The sequence below is a fragment of the Pseudonocardia hierapolitana genome, from assembly GCF_007994075.1.
In the GTDB taxonomy this organism is placed as follows: domain Bacteria; phylum Actinomycetota; class Actinomycetes; order Mycobacteriales; family Pseudonocardiaceae; genus Pseudonocardia; species Pseudonocardia hierapolitana.
Window position 1 is genome coordinate 6,357,587 of record NZ_VIWU01000001.1, and the last position, 17,871, is coordinate 6,375,457.

General features: G+C 73.4%; 16 protein-coding genes. 12 read left to right on the plus strand and 4 right to left on the minus strand.

Annotation, left to right across the window (positions count from 1 at the left end):
* Positions 1 to 92: 92 nt before the first annotated feature.
* The 7 genes from FHX44_RS30380 to pheT all read left to right on the plus strand — a co-directional run bounded on the left by FHX44_RS30380 (position 93) and on the right by pheT (position 8,997).
* Complete coding sequence (locus tag FHX44_RS30380; RefSeq protein WP_170309098.1) at positions 93 to 3,044, plus strand: ATP-binding protein; 2,952 nt, start codon at positions 93 to 95, stop codon at positions 3,042 to 3,044.
* Between the two features lie 198 nt (positions 3,045 to 3,242).
* Positions 3,243 to 3,830, plus strand: coding sequence for a translation initiation factor IF-3 (gene infC / locus FHX44_RS30385; RefSeq protein ID WP_147258919.1), 588 nt, complete (start codon positions 3,243 to 3,245; stop codon positions 3,828 to 3,830).
* Between the two features lie 76 nt (positions 3,831 to 3,906).
* Positions 3,907 to 4,101 (plus strand): 50S ribosomal protein L35, encoded by a 195-nt coding sequence (gene rpmI / locus FHX44_RS30390; RefSeq protein ID WP_147258920.1) that lies wholly within the window; start codon positions 3,907 to 3,909, stop codon positions 4,099 to 4,101.
* 88 nt (positions 4,102 to 4,189) lie between these two features.
* Complete coding sequence (gene rplT, locus FHX44_RS30395; protein WP_147258921.1) at positions 4,190 to 4,567, plus strand: 50S ribosomal protein L20; 378 nt, start codon at positions 4,190 to 4,192, stop codon at positions 4,565 to 4,567.
* Positions 4,564 to 5,382 (plus strand): TrmH family RNA methyltransferase, encoded by an 819-nt coding sequence (locus tag FHX44_RS30400; protein ID WP_147261589.1) that lies wholly within the window; start codon positions 4,564 to 4,566, stop codon positions 5,380 to 5,382. The genes rplT and FHX44_RS30400 overlap by 4 nt, the downstream gene beginning before the upstream one ends.
* A 12-nt stretch (positions 5,383 to 5,394) precedes the next feature.
* Positions 5,395 to 6,462: a phenylalanine--tRNA ligase subunit alpha gene (gene pheS, locus FHX44_RS30405; protein WP_147258922.1), complete on the plus strand. Its 1,068-nt coding sequence runs from the start codon at positions 5,395 to 5,397 to the stop codon at positions 6,460 to 6,462.
* Positions 6,463 to 6,483: 21 nt separating this feature from the next.
* Complete coding sequence (pheT, locus tag FHX44_RS30410; RefSeq protein ID WP_147258923.1) at positions 6,484 to 8,997, plus strand: phenylalanine--tRNA ligase subunit beta; 2,514 nt, start codon at positions 6,484 to 6,486, stop codon at positions 8,995 to 8,997.
* Here pheT and FHX44_RS30415 read toward each other — a convergent pair.
* The 3 genes from FHX44_RS30415 to FHX44_RS30425 all read right to left on the minus strand — a co-directional run bounded on the left by FHX44_RS30415 (position 8,994) and on the right by FHX44_RS30425 (position 11,422).
* The gene (locus FHX44_RS30415; RefSeq protein ID WP_147258924.1) at positions 8,994 to 9,518 is read right to left on the minus strand and encodes a hypothetical protein; all 525 of its coding nucleotides are present in this window, start codon (positions 9,516 to 9,518) and stop codon (positions 8,994 to 8,996) included. The genes pheT and FHX44_RS30415 overlap by 4 nt on opposite strands.
* Before the next feature lie 141 nt (positions 9,519 to 9,659).
* A complete protein-coding gene (locus tag FHX44_RS30420; protein WP_246170670.1) occupies positions 9,660 to 10,343 on the minus strand; it encodes a DNA alkylation repair protein in 684 nt (227 codons plus the stop codon).
* Between the two features lie 335 nt (positions 10,344 to 10,678).
* Positions 10,679 to 11,422, minus strand: coding sequence for a FadR/GntR family transcriptional regulator (locus FHX44_RS30425; RefSeq protein WP_147258926.1), 744 nt, complete (start codon positions 11,420 to 11,422; stop codon positions 10,679 to 10,681).
* Positions 11,423 to 11,773: 351 nt separating this feature from the next.
* Here FHX44_RS30425 and FHX44_RS30430 point away from each other — a divergent pair, with 351 nt between their 5' ends.
* From FHX44_RS30430 to FHX44_RS30445, 4 genes are read left to right on the plus strand one after another with little or no spacing between them, the layout of a single operon-like run.
* Complete coding sequence (locus FHX44_RS30430; RefSeq protein ID WP_170309099.1) at positions 11,774 to 12,964, plus strand: mandelate racemase/muconate lactonizing enzyme family protein; 1,191 nt, start codon at positions 11,774 to 11,776, stop codon at positions 12,962 to 12,964.
* A gap of 2 nt (positions 12,965 to 12,966) precedes the next feature.
* Positions 12,967 to 14,271 carry an ABC transporter substrate-binding protein gene (locus FHX44_RS30435; protein WP_147258928.1) on the plus strand — a complete coding sequence of 435 codons (1,305 nt, stop codon included), beginning with the start codon at positions 12,967 to 12,969 and terminating at the stop codon, positions 14,269 to 14,271.
* Between the two features lie 3 nt (positions 14,272 to 14,274).
* Complete coding sequence (locus FHX44_RS30440) at positions 14,275 to 15,231, plus strand: carbohydrate ABC transporter permease (RefSeq protein ID WP_147258929.1); 957 nt, start codon at positions 14,275 to 14,277, stop codon at positions 15,229 to 15,231.
* A gap of 2 nt (positions 15,232 to 15,233) precedes the next feature.
* Complete coding sequence (locus FHX44_RS30445) at positions 15,234 to 16,082, plus strand: carbohydrate ABC transporter permease (RefSeq protein WP_147258930.1); 849 nt, start codon at positions 15,234 to 15,236, stop codon at positions 16,080 to 16,082.
* Positions 16,083 to 16,127: 45 nt separating this feature from the next.
* Here the strand turns inward: FHX44_RS30445 and FHX44_RS30450 are convergent, their stop codons facing one another.
* Complete coding sequence (locus FHX44_RS30450; protein WP_147258931.1) at positions 16,128 to 17,132, minus strand: helix-turn-helix transcriptional regulator; 1,005 nt, start codon at positions 17,130 to 17,132, stop codon at positions 16,128 to 16,130.
* A gap of 93 nt (positions 17,133 to 17,225) precedes the next feature.
* Here FHX44_RS30450 and FHX44_RS30455 point away from each other — a divergent pair, with 93 nt between their 5' ends.
* Positions 17,226 to 17,783, plus strand: a complete 558-nt coding sequence (locus FHX44_RS30455; RefSeq protein ID WP_147258932.1) for a DinB family protein — start codon at positions 17,226 to 17,228, stop codon at positions 17,781 to 17,783.
* Positions 17,784 to 17,871: the final 88 nt, after the last annotated feature.

The window sequence follows — 17,871 nt, forward strand, 5'->3', positions numbered from 1 at the left end:
ATCCCTCTCACCGGACTGTCACCTCCGGCACCCGCACCCTTCTGCAACGGACGGCGCTATCGCCCATGCCCGGTCCCCACCACAATCGCGGCATGGCGGCCGCGAGCAGCACCGATGTGACTGTCGGCGTGCTCGGGCCGCTGCTCCTGCTGGCCTCGGACGGCGTCCGGATCCCGGTCGCCAGCGGCCGGCAACGCCGGCTGCTCGCGGCCCTCGCTCTGCACGCAGGTGCGGAGGTCGGGTGCGGGACCCTCGCCGAGATCGTGTGGGGCGACGAGCAACCCGCCGATCCGGACGCCGCGCTGCAGACCAACGTCGCGCGCCTGCGCAGGCTGTTGCCCGCGCATGTGACGATCGAGACCGGGGCCCGGAGCTACCGGCTCGTGGTCGCCTCGGACGACCTCGACTCCAGCCGGTTCACCGCGCACCTCGCCCGCGCCGCGGCGGCGCCGGAACCCGGGGCGCGGCTCACCGAGCTGGACGCGGCGCTCGGACTGTGGCGCGGTCGCCCGTTCGCCGACCTCGACGATCCGGCCGCCGAGCCCGAGGTCGCTCGGCTCTCGGCGCTCCGTGCCGCCGCCGTCGAGCAGCGGGCGGAGGCCCTGCTCGCCGCAGGCCGGGCGGGTGCGGCGGTCGCGGCGGCGGAAGCGCTGGTGGCGGCCGACCCGATCCGGGAGAGCGGGGTGGCCGTCCTGATGCGCGCGCTGGTGGCGGCCGGTCGGCCCGCGGACTCGCTGCGGGCGTACACCGGGCTGCGCCGGGAACTGGCCGAGCAGCTCGGCCTCGACCCCTCGCCGGAGCTGCGTGCCCTCCACGAGGAGGTGCTGCGCCGGGGACCGGCTGCCGCGGTCGCGGGTCCGCCGAGGCCTCCCCCGCCTGCCGTCCCGGTCAGCTCGTTCGTCGGGCGCGACGCCGACCTCGCCCGTGCGGCCGGGTTGCTGGCCGAGCGCCGGATCGTCACGCTCTGCGGCCCCGGTGGCGTCGGCAAGAGCCGGCTGGCCCGGCACACCGCCGCTGCCGTCGCCGACCGGTATCCCGACGGCGTCCTGGTCGTCGAGCTCGACGCCGTTCGTCCCCGTGCGGTGGTCGGCCCCGGCGTCGTGGCCGTCGCCGTGGGCGCGGCGCTCCGGCTGTCCGGCGGCGGCTCGGGTCGCCTCCTCGATCGCATCGTGGAGGTGCTCGCCGTGCGACGGCAGCTGCTCGTCGTCGACAACTGCGAGCACGTCCTCGACGGCGTGGCCGCCCTGGTCGACGCCGTCGTGGTGGGTGCCCCGGGCGTGGACGTCCTCGCCACCAGCCGGGAGGCGCTGCGGGTGGACGGCGAGCAGGTGTTCCAGGTCGAGCCGCTGCTGCCGGCACCGGCCGCAGAGCTGCTGGCCGACCGGATCAGCGCCGCGGGCGGGGCTGCACCGACCGACGCCGCGCTCGCGGAGCGGATCTGCGCGCGGCTCGACGGGCTGCCGCTGGCGCTGGAGGTCGCCGCCGCCAGGGTCCCCGCGCTCGGCCTCGCCGGGCTGCTCGACGCGCTCGACGCGCCGCTCGACTCGCTGGGCCACGGGCGCCGCAACGCGGCGCCACGGCACAGGTCGCTGCGCGACGTCGTCGCGTGGTCCTACGGCTTGCTCGACGACGAGCAGCGGGTGCTGTTCGTCCGGCTCGGGGTGTTCGCGGGCGCGGTGGAGCCCGAGGCGGTCGCCGCCGTGTGCGGCGACGCGGCGGCACTGCCCGACCTCGTGGAGCGGTCGCTCGTCGTCCGCAAGGGCACGCGCTTCGGCATGCTCGACACGCTGCGCGCGTTCGCCCGGGAACGGCTGGCGTCCGAGCCGGCGGCGGCGCAGCTGCGCGCTCGGCACGCGGCGTGGGCGCTCGGGCTCGCATCCGACGCTGCGGTCGCGCGGTCGCGGCCCGACGAACCCGCTGCCGTCCACCGCTTCACCGGCCACCTCGCCGACGTCCGCCGCGCGCACGCGTGGCTGTGCACGGACGGCCCGCTGGAAGATCTGCTGCGGCTCGGTGTGGTCTGCGCCGAGCTGGGCTTCCAGCAGGCGCGGGGCGACCTCGTGCGGATGGCCGACGAGGCGCTCCGGACGGCGGGCTGCGACCCGGACAGCGACGACCCGGACAGCGACGACCCGGACAGCGACGATCCGGCGGCCGACGAGCGGGTCGCGCTGCACCCGCTGCTGCCCCGGCTGCTCGGCCTGTCCGCTGCGCCGCGATGGCAGCGGGGCGACGTCGAGGGCGCCGAGCGTCGCTGCCGGCGCGCGCTCGAGCTCGCAGAGCGGCTCGGTGACCCCCTGCTGGCACGAGAGGCGTACGAGGTGCTCGCCAACACGGCGATGTTCCGCGGCGACCTGGCGCCCGCGGCGGAACACTGCCGGCGCGCCGCGGAGCTGTCCCGGGCGGCGGGTGACGAGACCACCCTCGTGATGGCCCTGACCGACATGGTCCTCATCGCGGCCTACGCAAGTCAGGACGCATCCGCCGCAGGCTACGAGGCGGAGACCAACAGCCTGGCGGAGCGGATGGGCTCCCCGACCGCACGCGGGTGGGCGGCGTACGCGGCCGGGGAGCGCCGCGCGGAGATCGGGGACCCGGACGCCGCACGCTTCCTGGAGCGCGCCGTCGTGCTCGCCGAGGAGGTCGACGCGGCCTTCCTCGCCGGGGTCGCGCGGCACACGCTGCTCACCACGGCTGCGCGGGTGGGCGATCCGGTAGAAGCCCTCGCCCGGTTCGGGCCGCTGCTCGACACGTGGCTCGGCCTGGGGTCGTGGACCCAGCTGTGGATCGCCGTGCGGGCGCTCGCGGAGGCGCTGTCGCGGCTCGGTCACCACCGTGACGCCGCCGTCCTGCTGGGCGCGATGCGGGCGAGTCCACGCGCCACGACCGCGTACGGTGCCGACTCGGCGCGCGTACGCGCCGTCGTGGACGCCGCCGCAGCAGCACTCGGACCCGAGTTCGAGCCCCTACTCGCCCGGGGCGCCGCACTCGGCGACACCGGCGCGATCGCGTTCGCCCGGTCGCGGGCCGGTGCTCCGGCCTGACCGCGCTACCGGCGGACGCACCTGGTACCCTCCGGAATGCGACCACCCTGTCGCGCGTTGTGCTGCGCGTCAGGGCGACAAAGCGGAGCCCCGCTCCCACCCGCCACCTCCAGGGTGTCCGGGTCACGGTCCGCCGGCGAGCCGTAGGTTCGTCGGCTCGGCCACAGGGTCTTCGCTCCGTCGCACCCCACGACGTCGATACGAGGAGACCCCATCAGCACAGAGACGCGCATCAACGACCGCATCCGCGTTCCCGAGGTCCGCCTGGTCGGGCCGAACGGGGAGCAGGTCGGCATCGTGCGCATCGAGGACGCCCTGCGGCTCGCGCAGGAGGCCGAGCTCGACCTCGTCGAGGTCGCGGCCCAGGCCCGCCCGCCGGTCTGCAAGCTCATGGACTACGGCAAGTTCAAGTACGAGAGCGCGCAGAAGGCCAGGGAGTCCCGCCGCAACCAGCAGCTCACCACGATCAAGGAGCAGAAGCTCCGGCCGAAGATCGACACCCACGACTACGAGACCAAGAAGCGCAACGTCGTGCGCTTCCTCGAGGGTGGCAACAAGGTCAAGGTCACGATCATGTTCCGCGGTCGCGAGCAGTCCCGCCCCGAACTGGGGTTCCGGCTGCTGCAGCGTCTCGCCGAGGACGTGGCGGAGCTGGGCACGGTCGAGGCTGCGCCCAAGCAGGACGGCCGCAACATGACGATGGTGATCGCTCCGAACAAGAAGCCGGCAGTTCGTCCGCGTGCCACCGCCCCCGCAGCCGGGCCGGCGGACGCACCGCAGGGCTGACGGCTCGACGGAACGCCCAGTACGACAAGCTCGACGTCCCCGCCCCAAGGGGGCGTCAACGGTGAACGGAACTGTCATGCCCAAGAACAAGACGCACAGCGGGATCGCCAAGCGGGTCAAGGTCACCGGCCGGGGCAAGCTGCTGCGCCAGCAGACCGGCCTGCGGCACCGCCTCGAGGTCAAGTCGAGCAAGGAGACGCGCGACCTGTCCGGCGTCGTGCCGGTGAGCAAGGCCGACGTCAAGCGCGTCAAGAAGCTCCTCGGCCGCTGACGGCCGCGTCCCTGGCCAGGGACCGACCCATCCCGCCTGACCGGCGCGCGGCCACCCCGCCGCCGGCCCGACACGAAGGAACACCCTCATGGCACGCGTGAAGCGCGCGGTCAACGCTCAGAAGAAGCGCCGCACCACCCTCGAGCTGGCCAGCGGCTACCGCGGGCAGCGGTCGCGCCTGTACCGCAAGGCGAAGGAGCAGATGCTCCACTCGCTCAACTACGCCTACCGCGACCGGCGCGCCAAGAAGGGCGACTTCCGGCAGCTGTGGATCACCCGCATCAACGCTGCCGCCCGCGCCAACGGCATGACGTACAACCGCTTCATCCAGGGCCTCAAGGCCGCGGGTGTCGAGGTCGACCGCAAGAACCTGTCGGAGATCGCCATCAGCGACCCGGCCGCGTTCACCGCGCTCGTCGAGCTCGCCCGCGCCAACGTTCCCTCCCAGGAGGGGAGCGCCGCCTGAGCGCGGTCCAGGCCGACCCGCCCGGCACCGAACGCACCCCGCGCGTCGTCGCAGCCCGCAAGCTGCTCCGCCGCGCAGGCCGCGATCGGGCCGGGCGGTTCCTCGTGGAGGGGGCGCAGGCGGTCCGCGAGGCCGTCCGGTACGCCCGGGTCCACGAGCTGTTCGTCACGGACGGGGCCGCCGACAGGCACCGCGATCTCGTCGAGGCCGCTGCGGCCGCGGGAGCGCGGATCAGCCCGGTGACCGATCGGGCGGCAGCGGCCCTCTCGGACACCATCACCCCGCAGGGCCTGGTGGCGGTCTGCGACCTGCTCGACGTCGCAGTCGGAGTGGCGCTCGGTGAGCGGCCGTCGCTCGTGGCCGTCTGCGCGGGCATCACCGACCCGGGCAACGCCGGCACCGTGATCCGGGTGGCCGACGCCGCGGGCGCCGACGCCGTGCTGCTGGCAGGCGACACGGTCGACCCGCACAACGGCAAGGCGGTCCGGGCGTCCACGGGCAGCGTCTTCCACCTGCCGCTCGCGCGCGACCGCGACGCCGCCACCGTGCTGGACGCGTGCGCCGCCGCCGGGCTCACCCTGCTCGCCGCCGACGCGGGGGGCGAGCTGGACCTGCACGAACCCGCCGCCGGGCCGGTGCTCGCCGGGCCGGTGGCCTGGGTTTTCGGCGGGGAGGCGCACGGCGTGCCCGCCGACCTCGCGGCGCGCGCCGACCACCGCGTCCGCATCCCCATCCACGGCCGCGCCGAGAGCCTCAACCTGGCCACCGCGGCCGCCGTCTGCCTCTACGCGAGTGCCGCCGCACGTCGCCGATAGGATCCCCTCATCATGTCTGAGAGCACGGACCTCGACGTCCCCAGCGGTGTCACGAGCCTGCTGGACCCCGACGCGCTGAAGGCTGCCGTCGCGGCCGCGGAGCGGGCCTTCGCCGAGGCGTCCGACCTCGCCGAGCTCGCCGCCGTCCGCCCGGCGCACCTGGGTGACCGCGCCCCGATCCTGCTGGCGCGCCGCGAGCTCGGCTCGCTGCCCGGGCCGGACCGCGCCGAGGCCGGCAAGCGCGTCAACGCCGCGCGGCAGCAGGCTCAGGAGGCGTTCGACGCCCGGCGCGCGGTGCTCGTCGAGGAGCGCGACGCGCGCGTGCTCGCCGAGGAGGCCGTCGACGTCACGCTGCCGTGGGACCGCGTCCCGCGCGGCGCCCGCCACCCGATCACGCAGATCGCCGAGCGCATCGCGGACGTGTTCGTCGCGATGGGCTGGGAGGTGGCCGAAGGGCCCGAGGTGGAGTCGTCCTGGCTGAACTTCGACGCGCTGAACTTCGGCAAGGACCACCCGGCCCGCACCATGCAGGACACGTTCTACCTGGGCGAGTCCGAGAACTCCGGCACCGTGCTGCGCACCCACACCTCGCCCGTGCAGGTGCGCGCGCTGCTGGAGCGCGAGCTGCCGGTCTACGTCGTGTGCCCGGGCCGCACGTTCCGCACCGACGCGCTCGACGCCACCCACACCCCGGTCTTCCACCAGGTCGAGGGCCTCGCGGTCGACCGCGGGATCACGATGGCCCACCTCAAGGGCACCCTGGACGCGTTCGCCCGCGCCATGTTCGGCGCGGAGTCCCGCACCCGGCTGCGGCCGTCGTTCTTCCCCTTCACCGAGCCGTCCGCCGAGGTCGACGTCTGGTTCCCGGAGAAGAAGGGCGGGGCCGGTTGGGTCGAGTGGGGCGGCTGCGGAATGGTCAACCCCAACGTCCTGCGTGCCTGCGGCATCGACCCGGATGTGCACTCCGGGTTCGCGTTCGGCATGGGCCTGGAGCGCACGCTCCAGTTCCGCAACGGCATCCCCGACATGCGCGACATGGTCGAGGGCGACGTGCGGTTCAGCCGCGCGTTCGGCGTCTGAGTCTGCCCCGGAGGGCGAAGAGTGCGTGTTCCGCTGTCCTGGCTCGCCGAGCACATCGGCGACGTCGAGGTCCCGCCTGCCGACGAGACCGCCGAGGCGTTCGTGCGCGTCGGATTGGAGATCGAGGACGTCCACGAGCCACCGGAGCTGACCGGCCCGATCGTGGTCGGGCGGGTGCTGGAGTTCGAGGTCCTCGACGGGCTCAAGAAGCCCATCCGGTGGTGCCAGGTCGACGTCGGCGAGAACGTGCGCGGCATCATCTGCGGCGCGGCCAACTTCGCGGCGGGCGACCTCGTCGTCGTTGCGCTGCCGGGGGCCGTGCTGCCCGGGCCGTTCCCGATCTCCTCGCGCAAGACCTACGGCCACGTGTCGGACGGCATGATCGCCTCCGCCCGCGAGCTCGGCCTCGGCTCCGACCACGCCGGCATCATGGTGCTCCCGCCCGGCACCGCCGAGCCCGGCGACGACGCGCTGCCGCTGCTGGGGCGCGACGACCCGGTCGTCGAGCTGGCCATCACCCCCGACCGCGGCTACTGCTTCTCCGTTCGCGGGCTCGCCCGCGAGCTGGCCGGCTCCCTCGACGTCGACTTCGCCGACCCCGCCGCCCGCGTCGACGTGCCGGCCGCCGACGGCGACGCCTGGCCGGTGGAGCTTCCGGACCCGGGGTGCGCCCGGTTCGTCGCCCGCCGCGTCGACGGCGTCGACCCCGCCGCGCCGTCGCCGTGGTGGATGCAGCGCAGGCTCCTCGCCGCCGGGATGCGCCCGATCTCGCTCATCGTCGACGTCACCAACTACGTGATGCTCGAGCTCGGCCAGCCCCTGCACGCCTACGACGCCGGCCGGGTGTCCGGCCCGATCGTCGTGCGCCGGGCGCAGGCGGGGGAGAAGCTCGTCACGCTCGACGACGTCGAGCGCACCCTGGACCCCGACGACCTGCTCATCACCGACGACTCCGGGCCCATCGGGCTCGCCGGGGTCATGGGTGGGGCGTCGACCGAGATCGCCACGGCCGGAGGCCGGTCCGACGGCACAGCCCCCGGCGAGGACGGGCGCATCGACGTCCTCATCGAGGCCGCCCACTTCCAGCAGGCCGTGATCGCGCGCGCCGCCCGCAGGCACAAGCTGCCGTCGGAGGCGTCGAAGCGGTTCGAGCGGGTGGTCGACCCGCAGCTGCCACCGGTCGCCGCCGAGCGGGCCGCGCAGCTGCTCGTCGAGCACGGGGGCGGCACCCTCGCGCCGGGCCGCACCGACGCCGGCGCGGCACCGCAGGCCGCGCCCGTGCGGATGCCGATCGACCTGCCCGACCAGGTCGCAGGCCTCACCTACGCGCCCGGGGCCACCGTCCGGCGGCTCGCCCAGATCGGCTGCGCCGTCGACCTCGTCACCGGTGACGACGGCCGCGCCCGCGTCGTCGCACTCCCGCCGTCGTGGCGGCCGGACCTCACGCAGCCCGCCGACCTGGTGGAGGAGGTGCTGCGACTGGAGGGTTACGACGCGATCCCCTCGGTGCTGCCCCCCGCGCCCGCCGGGCGCGGGCACACGCCGGGCCAGGAGCGCCGCCGCGCCGTGTCGCGGGCCCTCGCCGAGGCCGGGTACGTCGAGGTGGAGCCGTTCCCGTTCGTCGGGCCCGCCGCCTGGGACGCCTTCGGGCTGCCGGCCGACGACGTGCGCCGCCGCACCGTGCACGTGCTCAACCCCCTGGACGCCGAGCGCGCCGAGCTCGCCACCACCCTGCTGCCCGGGCTGCTGGACACGCTGGTGCGCAACCGCTCCCGCGGCACGGGAGACCTCGCCCTGTTCCACGTCGGGCAGGTCGTGCTGCCGCACGCCGAGCCGAAGCCGATGCCGGACCCGGACGTCAGCGGACGCCCGTCCGACGCCGAGCTGGCGCAGATCGAGGCCGCCCTGCCGGTGCAGCCGCTGCACGTCGCAGCGGTGCTCGCGGGCGAGCGCGAGCAGCGCGGCTGGTGGGGTCCTGGACGCGCGGCCGGGTGGGCCGACGCCGTGCAGGCCGCGCGGCTCGTCGGGCAGGCGGCGGGCGTCGAGCTGCGGGTCACCGCGGCCACGCTCCCGCCGTTCCACCCCGGCCGGTGCGCAGCCCTGCGCGTCGGCGACTGGGTCGTGGGGCACGCGGGCGAGCTGCACCCGAAGGTCGTGGAGGCACTCGGGCTGCCGGAGCGCACCTGCGCCATGGAGCTGGACCTCGACGCGATCCCGCTGACGGACCGCAGGCCCGCGCCGAAGGTGTCGCCGTACCCGCCGATCGCGGTCGACGTCGCCCTGGTGACCGACGCCGCGGTGCCCGCCGCTGACGTCGCCGACACCTTGCACGACGGCGGCGGCGACCTCCTGGAGGACGTCCGCCTCTTCGACGTCTACACCGGCGAGCAGGTCGGCGCCGGGCGCCGGTCGCTGGCGTTCACGCTCCGGTTCCGCGCCCCGGATCGCACCCTCACCAGCGAGGAGGCCAACGAGGCCCGCGACGCGGCGGTCGCGCTGGCGGCGCAGCGGCACTCGGCGGAGCTGCGCGGCTAGACGGGGAGTCGGGACAGCGCGGCCTCGGCGGCGGCGCGCCACTCCTCGTCCGATGGCACGCTGCCCGACACGAGGATCGTGACCAGGTACCGCTCGCCCGCGAGCTGCAGGGTGGGTCCCGCCGCGGTGCCGATCACGGCTGCCCCGGCACCGACCCCCGGCAGCTCGCGCCTGCCCGCCGCGCCTGCGGCCCTGACGTAGTCGGCGGGAGCGCCCGCGCGAACCCCGTAGACGTTGACCAGCGCGACCGGCTCGGCCCCTGCCACCACCACGCAGGCGGCGCTGCGTGAACCGTCGCCGCGGTCGACCGCGCCCTGCTCCGGCGGCTGCACCGGCAGGTCCACGAGCTCGCCGAACTCCGCCGCGGTGAGCAGGCACTCGTCGGCCAGCACGTCGGCGTCGAGCCCGTCGATGCGAGGTGCCGCCGGCGCGGCCGACCCCGCGACGACGGTCGTGCATCCCGCTCCGGCGAGCGGCAGCACGAGCGCCATCACCACCCAGCACGCCCGCGCCCGCCACACGCAGCGACGGTAACCAGCCACCCCCGGGCTCCGGGCCCGTTCCGCGCAATTCACCCCGGGCCACTCCGCGAGTCGCGGTCTCGGCTCGGGGCGTGCGAGGCGCGCAGTGAACGATCAGCGTCGCACCGGGGGGCCTGCGGGTCAGCCGCCGAGGTGGCGCATGGCCTCGCGGCGCGAGAGCGGCGAGAGCCCGGGGTGGCCGTCGACGAACGCGCGGACCCAGTCCGGGTCGATCCGGGCGTGCTGGCGCAGGGCCCATCCGATGCCCTTGCGGAGGAAGAAGTCGGGGTCGGAGATGTTGGCTTCGATCGCATCGGTGAGCAGCGCGATGTCGGTGGACCCCGCCGCATGGAGCTGGCAGATGACGGACGTGCGGCGCAGCCAGCGGTCCGGCTCGGTGATCCACGTGCGGACCACGGGCAGCAGCTCGTCGGGGTGTGCCCGCAGCAGCGGCCCGATCCGGCGGCTCGCGATCTCGTCGGTGAAGTCCCACCACGCGCCCGTGACGATCCAGTGCCGCAGCAGTGGCACCCACGAGGGGTCGAGCCACGGCAGGTGCCGGCGGTGGCCGGTGAGCGAGAGGGCGAGGTAGCGCTCCTCCCGGAACTCGGCGCCGTCCCACAGCTCCCGCACGACGGAGGCCAGCTCCCCGGGGTCGGCGAGCGGATGCGCGGTGACCGCGGTCTTGAGCAACCGCTCGCGTGCCGGCTTCGCGACCCCGCGGAACGGCATCGCCGACTTCATGTAGCGCTGCATCTCCACGGCCGCGGACGGGTCCGCCTGCGCGGCGAGATCGGCCCGCAGCCGCTCGACGATCTGGTGCACGCCGGCACCGTACGGCCCGGCCCCGACAGCGTCCCCGCAGGTCCCACGGCTGGAATGTGTCGGTGAGACTGTCACGCTCGGCCCGGGAGAAGGGGGACCCGAGCCGGCCGGATGCGAGGAGGGCGACGCCGGCCGGGGTCGCACCCTGCACGGCGAGCACCGTGGCAGTGGCCGCACCGGTCGTCCGCGCGGCCGGCCGTCCGCTCGCGGCGGGCGATCTCGGTGCTCACGCTGGTGGGGTGGGAAGGACGCCTACCTCTCGCGGGCCGCGCAGCGCTTCGGGGAGGTCGCGGTCTCCTGGTTCCGCGCCCCTGTAGCCGGACGCGCTGCGGGAATCAGCCCGGAGGTGCGGGGGTGGTGGCGGCGAAGAGGTTGCGTTGCACCTCCGCGCGGTATCCGGCCAGTGCCCTGTCCACGTGGACGTGCATCGCCGACTCCGCCGCCTCGGTGGCCCCGTCGGCGACGGCGGCGGCGATGGCCTGGTGCTCGGCGGCGCCTCGACGCATCCCGGTGCCGGGTTCGGTGCCGAGCCCGACGGTCAGGACCCTGAGTTTGAGTGCGGAGATCGTCTCCACGATGGAGGCCAGGAACGTGTTGTGCGCGGCCTCCGCGAGGGCCCGGTGGAACTCCTCGTCCGCCTCGATGAACGCGGCCTGGTCGTCGGACTCGGCGGCGGCGACCGTGCGCTCGGCGAACTCCCGCAGCGCGCGGACTTGTACGGGGGTGGCCCGCTGGCTGGCCAGCGCCGCCGTCTGCCCCTCGATCGTCCGACGGCACTCGAACAGCATCTCGACGTGTTCGAGGTTCTCGACGAGCAGGCTGCCCCAGATCTCCGGCGGTAGCCGGTCGTCCGGGCGTGCCACGAAGATCCCCGCGCGCTTGCGCACGGTGAGGTGACCGCGCGCGCACAGCAGCTTGACGGCCTCGCGTGCCACCGTGTGACTCACCCCGAGCTCGGCGGCGAGCTGCTTCTCGGTCGGCAGCCGGTCGCCAGGGCTCAGGCCGGCCGCGCGGATGTGCTCGAGTATCCGCTCCGCGGCGATCTGGTAGCCCGGGCGGTACGCCCGCTCATCGGTCACGTCCTCCCCCTCACCGTTGCTCGACTGGCGTCGATCCTCTCGCGGCCAAAGTTGGATAGCAACTATTGACCCCTCCTTGCGGCCGATCTAGCCTCCTCCGCGTTATTAGTTGGCAACTAATGGCAGTGGATCAAGGGAGATCACATGGGACTCGACCTCGACCGTGCGGCGGGCACGTCTCGGCCGCGTCGGTGGAGTGGACCCGTCGCGATGCCCACATCCGTCCACTGCCGCGACCGCCATTTCCCGCACGCGACGTTCCGCGGTCCCACGGCGCGGGGCTCGTCCACCGATGCCCCGCTGCGATCCGGGACGACCGGCGCGCGCAGCGCTCGACCCCGAGGAGAAGACGTGGTTGCCGTCACCGGCGTGACGACCAGAGTGTTCCAGGTTCCCCTGCAGCGCCCGATCGGCGACGCCAACGATCCCGTGGGACGCAGCCGTGCCACGGTCATGGCGGTGCAGCTGGAGACCGACGAGGGCCTCACCGGCCTCAGCCTCGGGAACCCGGGGTCCCGGCAGACGGTCGTCGAGTTCGCGGAGATGCTCGTGGGGGAGGACCCCGCAGGTGTCCGCGGGCTCTGGCAGCGGATGGCCGACCGCGCCTTCAAGGGCGGCGTCGAGGGGATCGTCAAGGAGGCGATCTGCCACCTCGACGTCGCACTGTGGGACCTCAAGGCCAAGGCGAACGGCGAGCCGCTGTGGAAGACCCTCGGCGCCTCGTCCGGCCAGGTCCTGGCCTACGCGAGCGGGATCGACCTGCCGCTGTCGGACGAGGAGATCACCGCGTTCTACGGGCGGATGGCCGACCTCGGGATCACCTTGGGCAAGCTGAAGGTGGGCCGCGACCTCGAGGCCGACCTCCGGCGGATCGAGCTGATGCGCCAGGCCCTGAGCAAGGACGGGCGCACGGCCCGGCTCGCCATCGACGCCAACGAGTACTGGTCGCCGAAGGAGGCCGTGCGGTACGTCCGCGAGGTCGAGAAGACCTTCGACCTGGAGTGGTGCGAGGAACCGACGCGACGGTGGGACGTGCGCGGCCTCCGCGCCGTGTCCCGCCAGATCGCCACCGCCGTCGCCACGGGCGAGAACCTGAACGGCACGTGGGACTTCCTCCCCCTGGTCCACGGCGAGGCCGTCGACATCGTGCAGGTGGGCCAGTACACGAGCGGCATCACCGGGGCGCTGCAGGTCGCGGAGCTCGCGGCGGCCTACGAGCTGCCGGTGGCGACCATGAACTGCCCCGGCGACTTCATGGCGCACATCGGCACGGTCATGCCGCTGCACCTCGGCGTCGAGCTGGTCTGGCCGGGGTGGGAAGCGATCGTCGACAACCACCAGGTCGTCGCCGACGGCTGGATCACCCTGAGCGACCGGCCCGGCCACGGCCTGGAGCTGCGCGCGGACGCCGAGCGGTACGAGGTGGACGAGCTGCCCTTCGGGGCGATGGTGTCGACGCAGGGGCGCCGCCGCAGGCACTCCTGGTCCGACCACGTCGAACCGGGTTCGCCGGCCGCGGGCGCGGTGGCGGGGAGGGCGTGACGATGACTCTCTCCACATCGAGGATCAGCCGGCGGACCCTGCTGCGCGGAGCGGGACTCGCGGCGGCGGGAACCGCGCTGAGCGCCTGCATCCCCGGGCCGGGAACGGGCAGCCCGGGCTCCTCCGGCGGATCGCAGAAGCTGCGCCTGCGCTACTGGGCGTGGGTCGACGACCCGACGTCGCGGGTGCTGAACGACCTGGCCGACCGGTTCAACGAGAACCACCCGTCGATCGAGGTCGACGTGGAGCTGATGCCGGCGAGCGCCGTGTACGAGCGGCTGCTCGCCGCGATCAACGCGGGCGACCCGCCGGACGCATCGGCGATCCACGTCAACAACGTCGCCGACGTCGCCGCGATGGGTGCGCTGCACCCGCTCGACCAGTACTTCGACGCGCTGCCGGACAAGGACGACTTCGTCCCCACCGCGGTGCTGGGCTCCCGCCTCGGCGACGAGAGCGCCCCCTTGCACACCATGCCCTGGTACGGCCTGGTGAGCTACCTGTACTACCGGCCCGACTGGTTCCGGGCCGCCGGGCTGCCCGAGCCGCGTACGACCGACGACTTCGTTGCGGCCTGCCGCGCGATCACCGACCCGGCCGCAGGCCGGTACGGGTACGGATTGCGTGGGGCCACGCACGGCCACATCCACTACTTCATCTGGCTGGCCACGCTGGGCGGCCTGGAAGCGGTGCGGGGCCAGGACGGCGGCCCGGTCTTCCACCAGCCCGAGCGAATCGCCGGCACCGACTGGTTCCTGGATCTCGCGCGCCGGCACGAGGTGGTGCCCCCCACCGCGTCCGGCGACGGGTTCGAGCAGCTGATGAACAACATGAAGGCCGGTGTCACCGGCACCGCCATCCACCACGTCAAGTCGTCGGAGACCCTCGTCTCGACGCTGGGCGCGGAGAACATCCGGGCGGTCCCGATGCCCGTGGGCCCGTCCGGGCAGCGGTGGACCGAGTTCGGCCCCAGCATGAACGCCGTCTACGCGGGCGGGCAGGACCCCGACGCCGCCTGGGAGTGGGTGTCCTACCTGGCCTCGCCCGAGGCGATGCGGATCTTCTGCACGGAGGACGGCGGGCTGCCGGTGCGTCAGTCGGTCGGCGCCGACCCGTACTTCCAGGAGAACCCGTTCGCGAAGGTGTCGATCGACAGCCTCCCCGATGCGTACCTCATCCCGTTCACCGAGCGCGCGGGCTACGCGCGGCTCGCCGAGCAGACCTGGCCGCAGCTCACCCAGCCGGCCCTGTCCGGGGAGATGCCCAGCGCGGAGTTCGCGGGCCGCCTCGCCGAGGATGTGCGGTAGACCGTGAGCGCTGGTGCACCTGCAACCGCCGGCGTCGCGCGACGCCAGGCAGGCACCCCACCGGCCACGCCGGTGCGGCGAGCCCGCCGCCGGCCCCGGGACCTCCTGCTCCCGTACCTGCTGCTGCTCCCGGCATGCGGCGTGGTGGCGCTGGTCGTGGCATTCCCGATCGCCCAGTCGATCGGCTACAGCCTGCACCACTACAACCTGCGCGAGCCGGACAACGTCTACTTCTCCGGCCTGGACAACTACGTCCGGGCGCTGACCGACGAGATGTTCTGGCGCGCGTTGCGGGCCACCGCGATCTGGGTCGGTGCGGTGCTGCCGATCCAGTTCGTGATCGGCATGGCGATCGCGGTGCTGATGAACCGGGCGTTCCCCGGCCGCCTCGTGCTGCGTGCGTCCGTCCTGTTGCCGTGGGTGGTGCCCAGCGCCGTGGTGGCGCTGCTGTGGCGCTGGCTCCTCGACGGCAACCTCGGCGTCGTCAACGACCTGCTGATCCGGATCGGTCTCATCGACACGGGCATCCCGTGGCTGAACGACCCGAGCACGGCCATGGCCGTCGTCGTGATCGCGATGACCTGGCACGGGATGCCGTTCTTCGCGCTGATGCTGCTGGCGGCCCTGCAGGCGGTGCCTGCGGAGATGTACGAGGCGGCCCACCTGGACGGTGCGTCGGCCCTCCAGCGGTTCCGCTACATCACCTGGCCCAGCATCATCGACACGATCCGCACGACGACGCTCCTGCGGATCATCTGGCTCGCGAACTCGATCGAGATCATCTGGATCATGACGGCCGGTGGGCCGAACTTCGCGACGACCACCCTGCCGGTGGTCACCTTCTTCGAGGCCGTGCGCGGGCTCGACTTCGGGTACGCGTCGGCGGTCAGCGTGCTGCTCGCGCTGATCCTGCTGGTCGTCGTGCACCTCTACGTCCGGCAGATGCGGAAGGACGACTGACCATGGCAACAGCTCTCCCGGTCGCCGCGCGCCGGCGCCGAAGCGTGTTCGTGATCTGGCTGCTGGCGGTCCCGGTCATCCTGCTGTCCCTCGGGCCGTTCCTGTGGCTGCTGAAGACGTCGGTCATGCCTGAAGCGCGCATCTTCGTCCGCCCGCTGGAGTACCTGCCGTCGCAGGTGACGCTCGAGAACTTCGTGATGCTGTTCGAGCGGATGAACTTCTTCGGCTACTTCGCCAACAGCTTCATCGTCGCGATCGGCAGCACCGTGCTCGGCCTGATCATCTCGATGTCGTCGAGCTATGCGTTCGCCCGGTTCCGCTTCCGCGGCCGGCGCTTCTTCATGACGCTGTTCCTCGTCATCCCGATGTTCCCGACGGTGCTGATCCTCATCCCGATCTACGACATCATGCGGGTGACCGGCCTGCTGAACACCTACGCGTCCTTGATCGTCGCGTACAGCTCCTTCACGATCCCGTTCGCGGTCTGGATGATGACCGGCTACTTCGCGGCCCTGCCGGTCGAGATGGAGGAGGCCGCCCGCGTGGACGGCTGCAGCCGGCTGGGCGCCTTCGTCCGGGTGCTGCTGCCGACGGCCGTTCCCGGGATCTCGGCGACGGCGCTCTACATCTTCATCGTCTCCTGGAACGAGTACACGTTCGCGGCGATGCTCGCGCAGGACGAGGCGGTACGGACGCTGCCGGTCGCGCTGCAGTTCTTCATCACCGAGTTCACGGTGAACTGGGGTCTGCTCGCCGCCGGTGGCGTGATCGTCTCGCTCCCGGTGATCCTGCTGTTCATCGTCCTGCAGCGGCAGCTGATCGCCGGCCTGACCGCAGGGGCCGTGAAGTAGCGGCTGGCGACATCGCGTGCCGCCCACCCCGGAGCGGGTGAGCCGCTATGGCGTGATCTCGGGGCGCGGGTCCGCGGCTTGCGCGGGCGCGCCGTTCCCGATCCGTAGCCGGCGGAACGTCTGCGCCCAGCCGTGCACGTGGTCGAGCAGCTCGGGCGGCGAGACGATCTCCGCGTCGGCGCCGAGCGCGCCGAGCAGCATCGCGGGCCAGTCGAGCGAGTCCACCCGCATCCGCAGTCGGCACCGGCCGCCGCCTGCGTCCTCGACGGTGCCCCACCGCTCCACCAGGGCCCGCACGCGGGCGATCGGCGCGTCGACGACCAGCTCGACGTCCCACCCCGAGGCCCGCTGGTCCACCGACGCCCGCACGAACGCGGCGGCGTCCTCCGCAGGGAGCGCCCGGGGCAGGAACCGGGCGCCGGTCGTCCGCGGCGCGTCGATCCGGTCGGCGCGGAAGCTGCGCCAGTCGTGCCGGCCCAGGTCGTAGGCCACGAGGTACCAGCGCCGCCCGAGCGACACGAGCCGCAGCGGTTCCACGTGCCGGTCGGTGCGCTCGCCGTTTGCGGCGCGGTAGCCGAACTCGATCCGCTCGGTGTCGCGGCACGCCTGCGCGAGGGCGGTGAGGACGGCCGGGTCGGTCGCCGGGGCGGCGCCCCAGGTGACGGGCACGGTCATTGCCCGCAGCGCGTCCACCCGCCGTCGCAGCCGCGGCGGCATCACCTGCACCACCTTGGCGAGCGCGCGCACCGACGACTCGGCGATCCCGGCCACGCCGCCCTGTGAGGCGGCCTGCAGGCCGACCGCGAGGGCGACCGCCTCCTCGTCGTCCAGGACGAGCGGGGGGAGCGCCGCGCCCGGGGCGAGCTGGTACCCGCCGTCGACGCCGCGGCTGGCCTCCACCGGGTAGCCGAGCTCCCGGAGCCGATCGATGTCGCGCCGCAGCGTGCGCACCGAGACGCCGAGCCGGTCGGCCAGCTCCGGCCCCGGCCAGTACCGGTGGGTCTGCAGCAGGGACAACAACCGCAGTGTCCGTGAGCTCGTGTTCGCCATGTCCGGAAGATTCTCGCCAATTGAGGTCAGAAAGTGGCACTTGAGGGCCCTAACGTAGTCCTCAACAGCGCCGATACCGAGAGCGAGAACCCGATGACCAGCACCCAGGAGGCCCCCGCCATGATCACCACCGCGCTGACCGGCGAGCGTGCCGACATCCTCGAGACCCTCACGGCGCACCGCCAGTTCCTGCGTCACACCGTGCAGGGGCTCACCGACGACGAGGCCCGGCAGCGCACCACGGCGAGCGAGCTGACCCTGGGCGGGCTGATCAAGCACGTCGCCGAGATCGAGAAGGGATGGGTGGACTTCATCGTCGACGGGCCCGAGGCGATGGGCGGTGGGGTCGACTGGAGCGAGCCGTCGCCGGAGCTGATCGAGAGCTTCAAGGCCGGCTTCCAGTTGCTCCCGGACGAGACCCTGGAAGGCGTGCTCGCCCGCTACGACGAGGTCGCCCGGCGCACCGACGAGCTCGTCGCCACCGTTGACCTCGACCTGTCCCACCCGCTCCCCGAGGCGCCGTGGTTCCCGAAGGGCGCCCACCGGTCGGCGCGCCGGGCCTTCCTGCACATCGTGGCCGAGACGGCCCAGCACGCCGGGCACGCCGACATCATCCGGGAGTCCCTGGACGGCCAGAAGACGATGGGCTGAGACCACTGCAGGCCGTGATCATGGTCTGCGGCACGTCCGGCGGTGGCCTCCCGCGGCATGATCCGCAGTAGCGGTTGTCCATTGCTGT

What these genes read in the sequence shown, in the direction of transcription:
- FHX44_RS30380 (WP_170309098.1), top strand. Translation starts at nt 93, where the DNA reads ATGGCGGCCGCGAGCAGCACCGATGTGACTGTCGGCGTGCTCGGGCCG.
- pheS (WP_147258922.1), top strand. Translation starts at nt 5,395, where the DNA reads ATGTCTGAGAGCACGGACCTCGACGTCCCCAGCGGTGTCACGAGCCTG.
- FHX44_RS30455 (WP_147258932.1), top strand. Translation starts at nt 17,226, where the DNA reads ATGACCAGCACCCAGGAGGCCCCCGCCATGATCACCACCGCGCTGACC.
- FHX44_RS30445 (WP_147258930.1), top strand. Translation starts at nt 15,234, where the DNA reads ATGGCAACAGCTCTCCCGGTCGCCGCGCGCCGGCGCCGAAGCGTGTTC.
- FHX44_RS30450 (WP_147258931.1), bottom strand. Translation starts at nt 17,132, where the DNA reads ATGGCGAACACGAGCTCACGGACACTGCGGTTGTTGTCCCTGCTGCAG.
- rpmI (WP_147258920.1), top strand. Translation starts at nt 3,907, where the DNA reads ATGCCCAAGAACAAGACGCACAGCGGGATCGCCAAGCGGGTCAAGGTC.
- rplT (WP_147258921.1), top strand. Translation starts at nt 4,190, where the DNA reads ATGGCACGCGTGAAGCGCGCGGTCAACGCTCAGAAGAAGCGCCGCACC.
- FHX44_RS30435 (WP_147258928.1), top strand. Translation starts at nt 12,967, where the DNA reads ATGACTCTCTCCACATCGAGGATCAGCCGGCGGACCCTGCTGCGCGGA.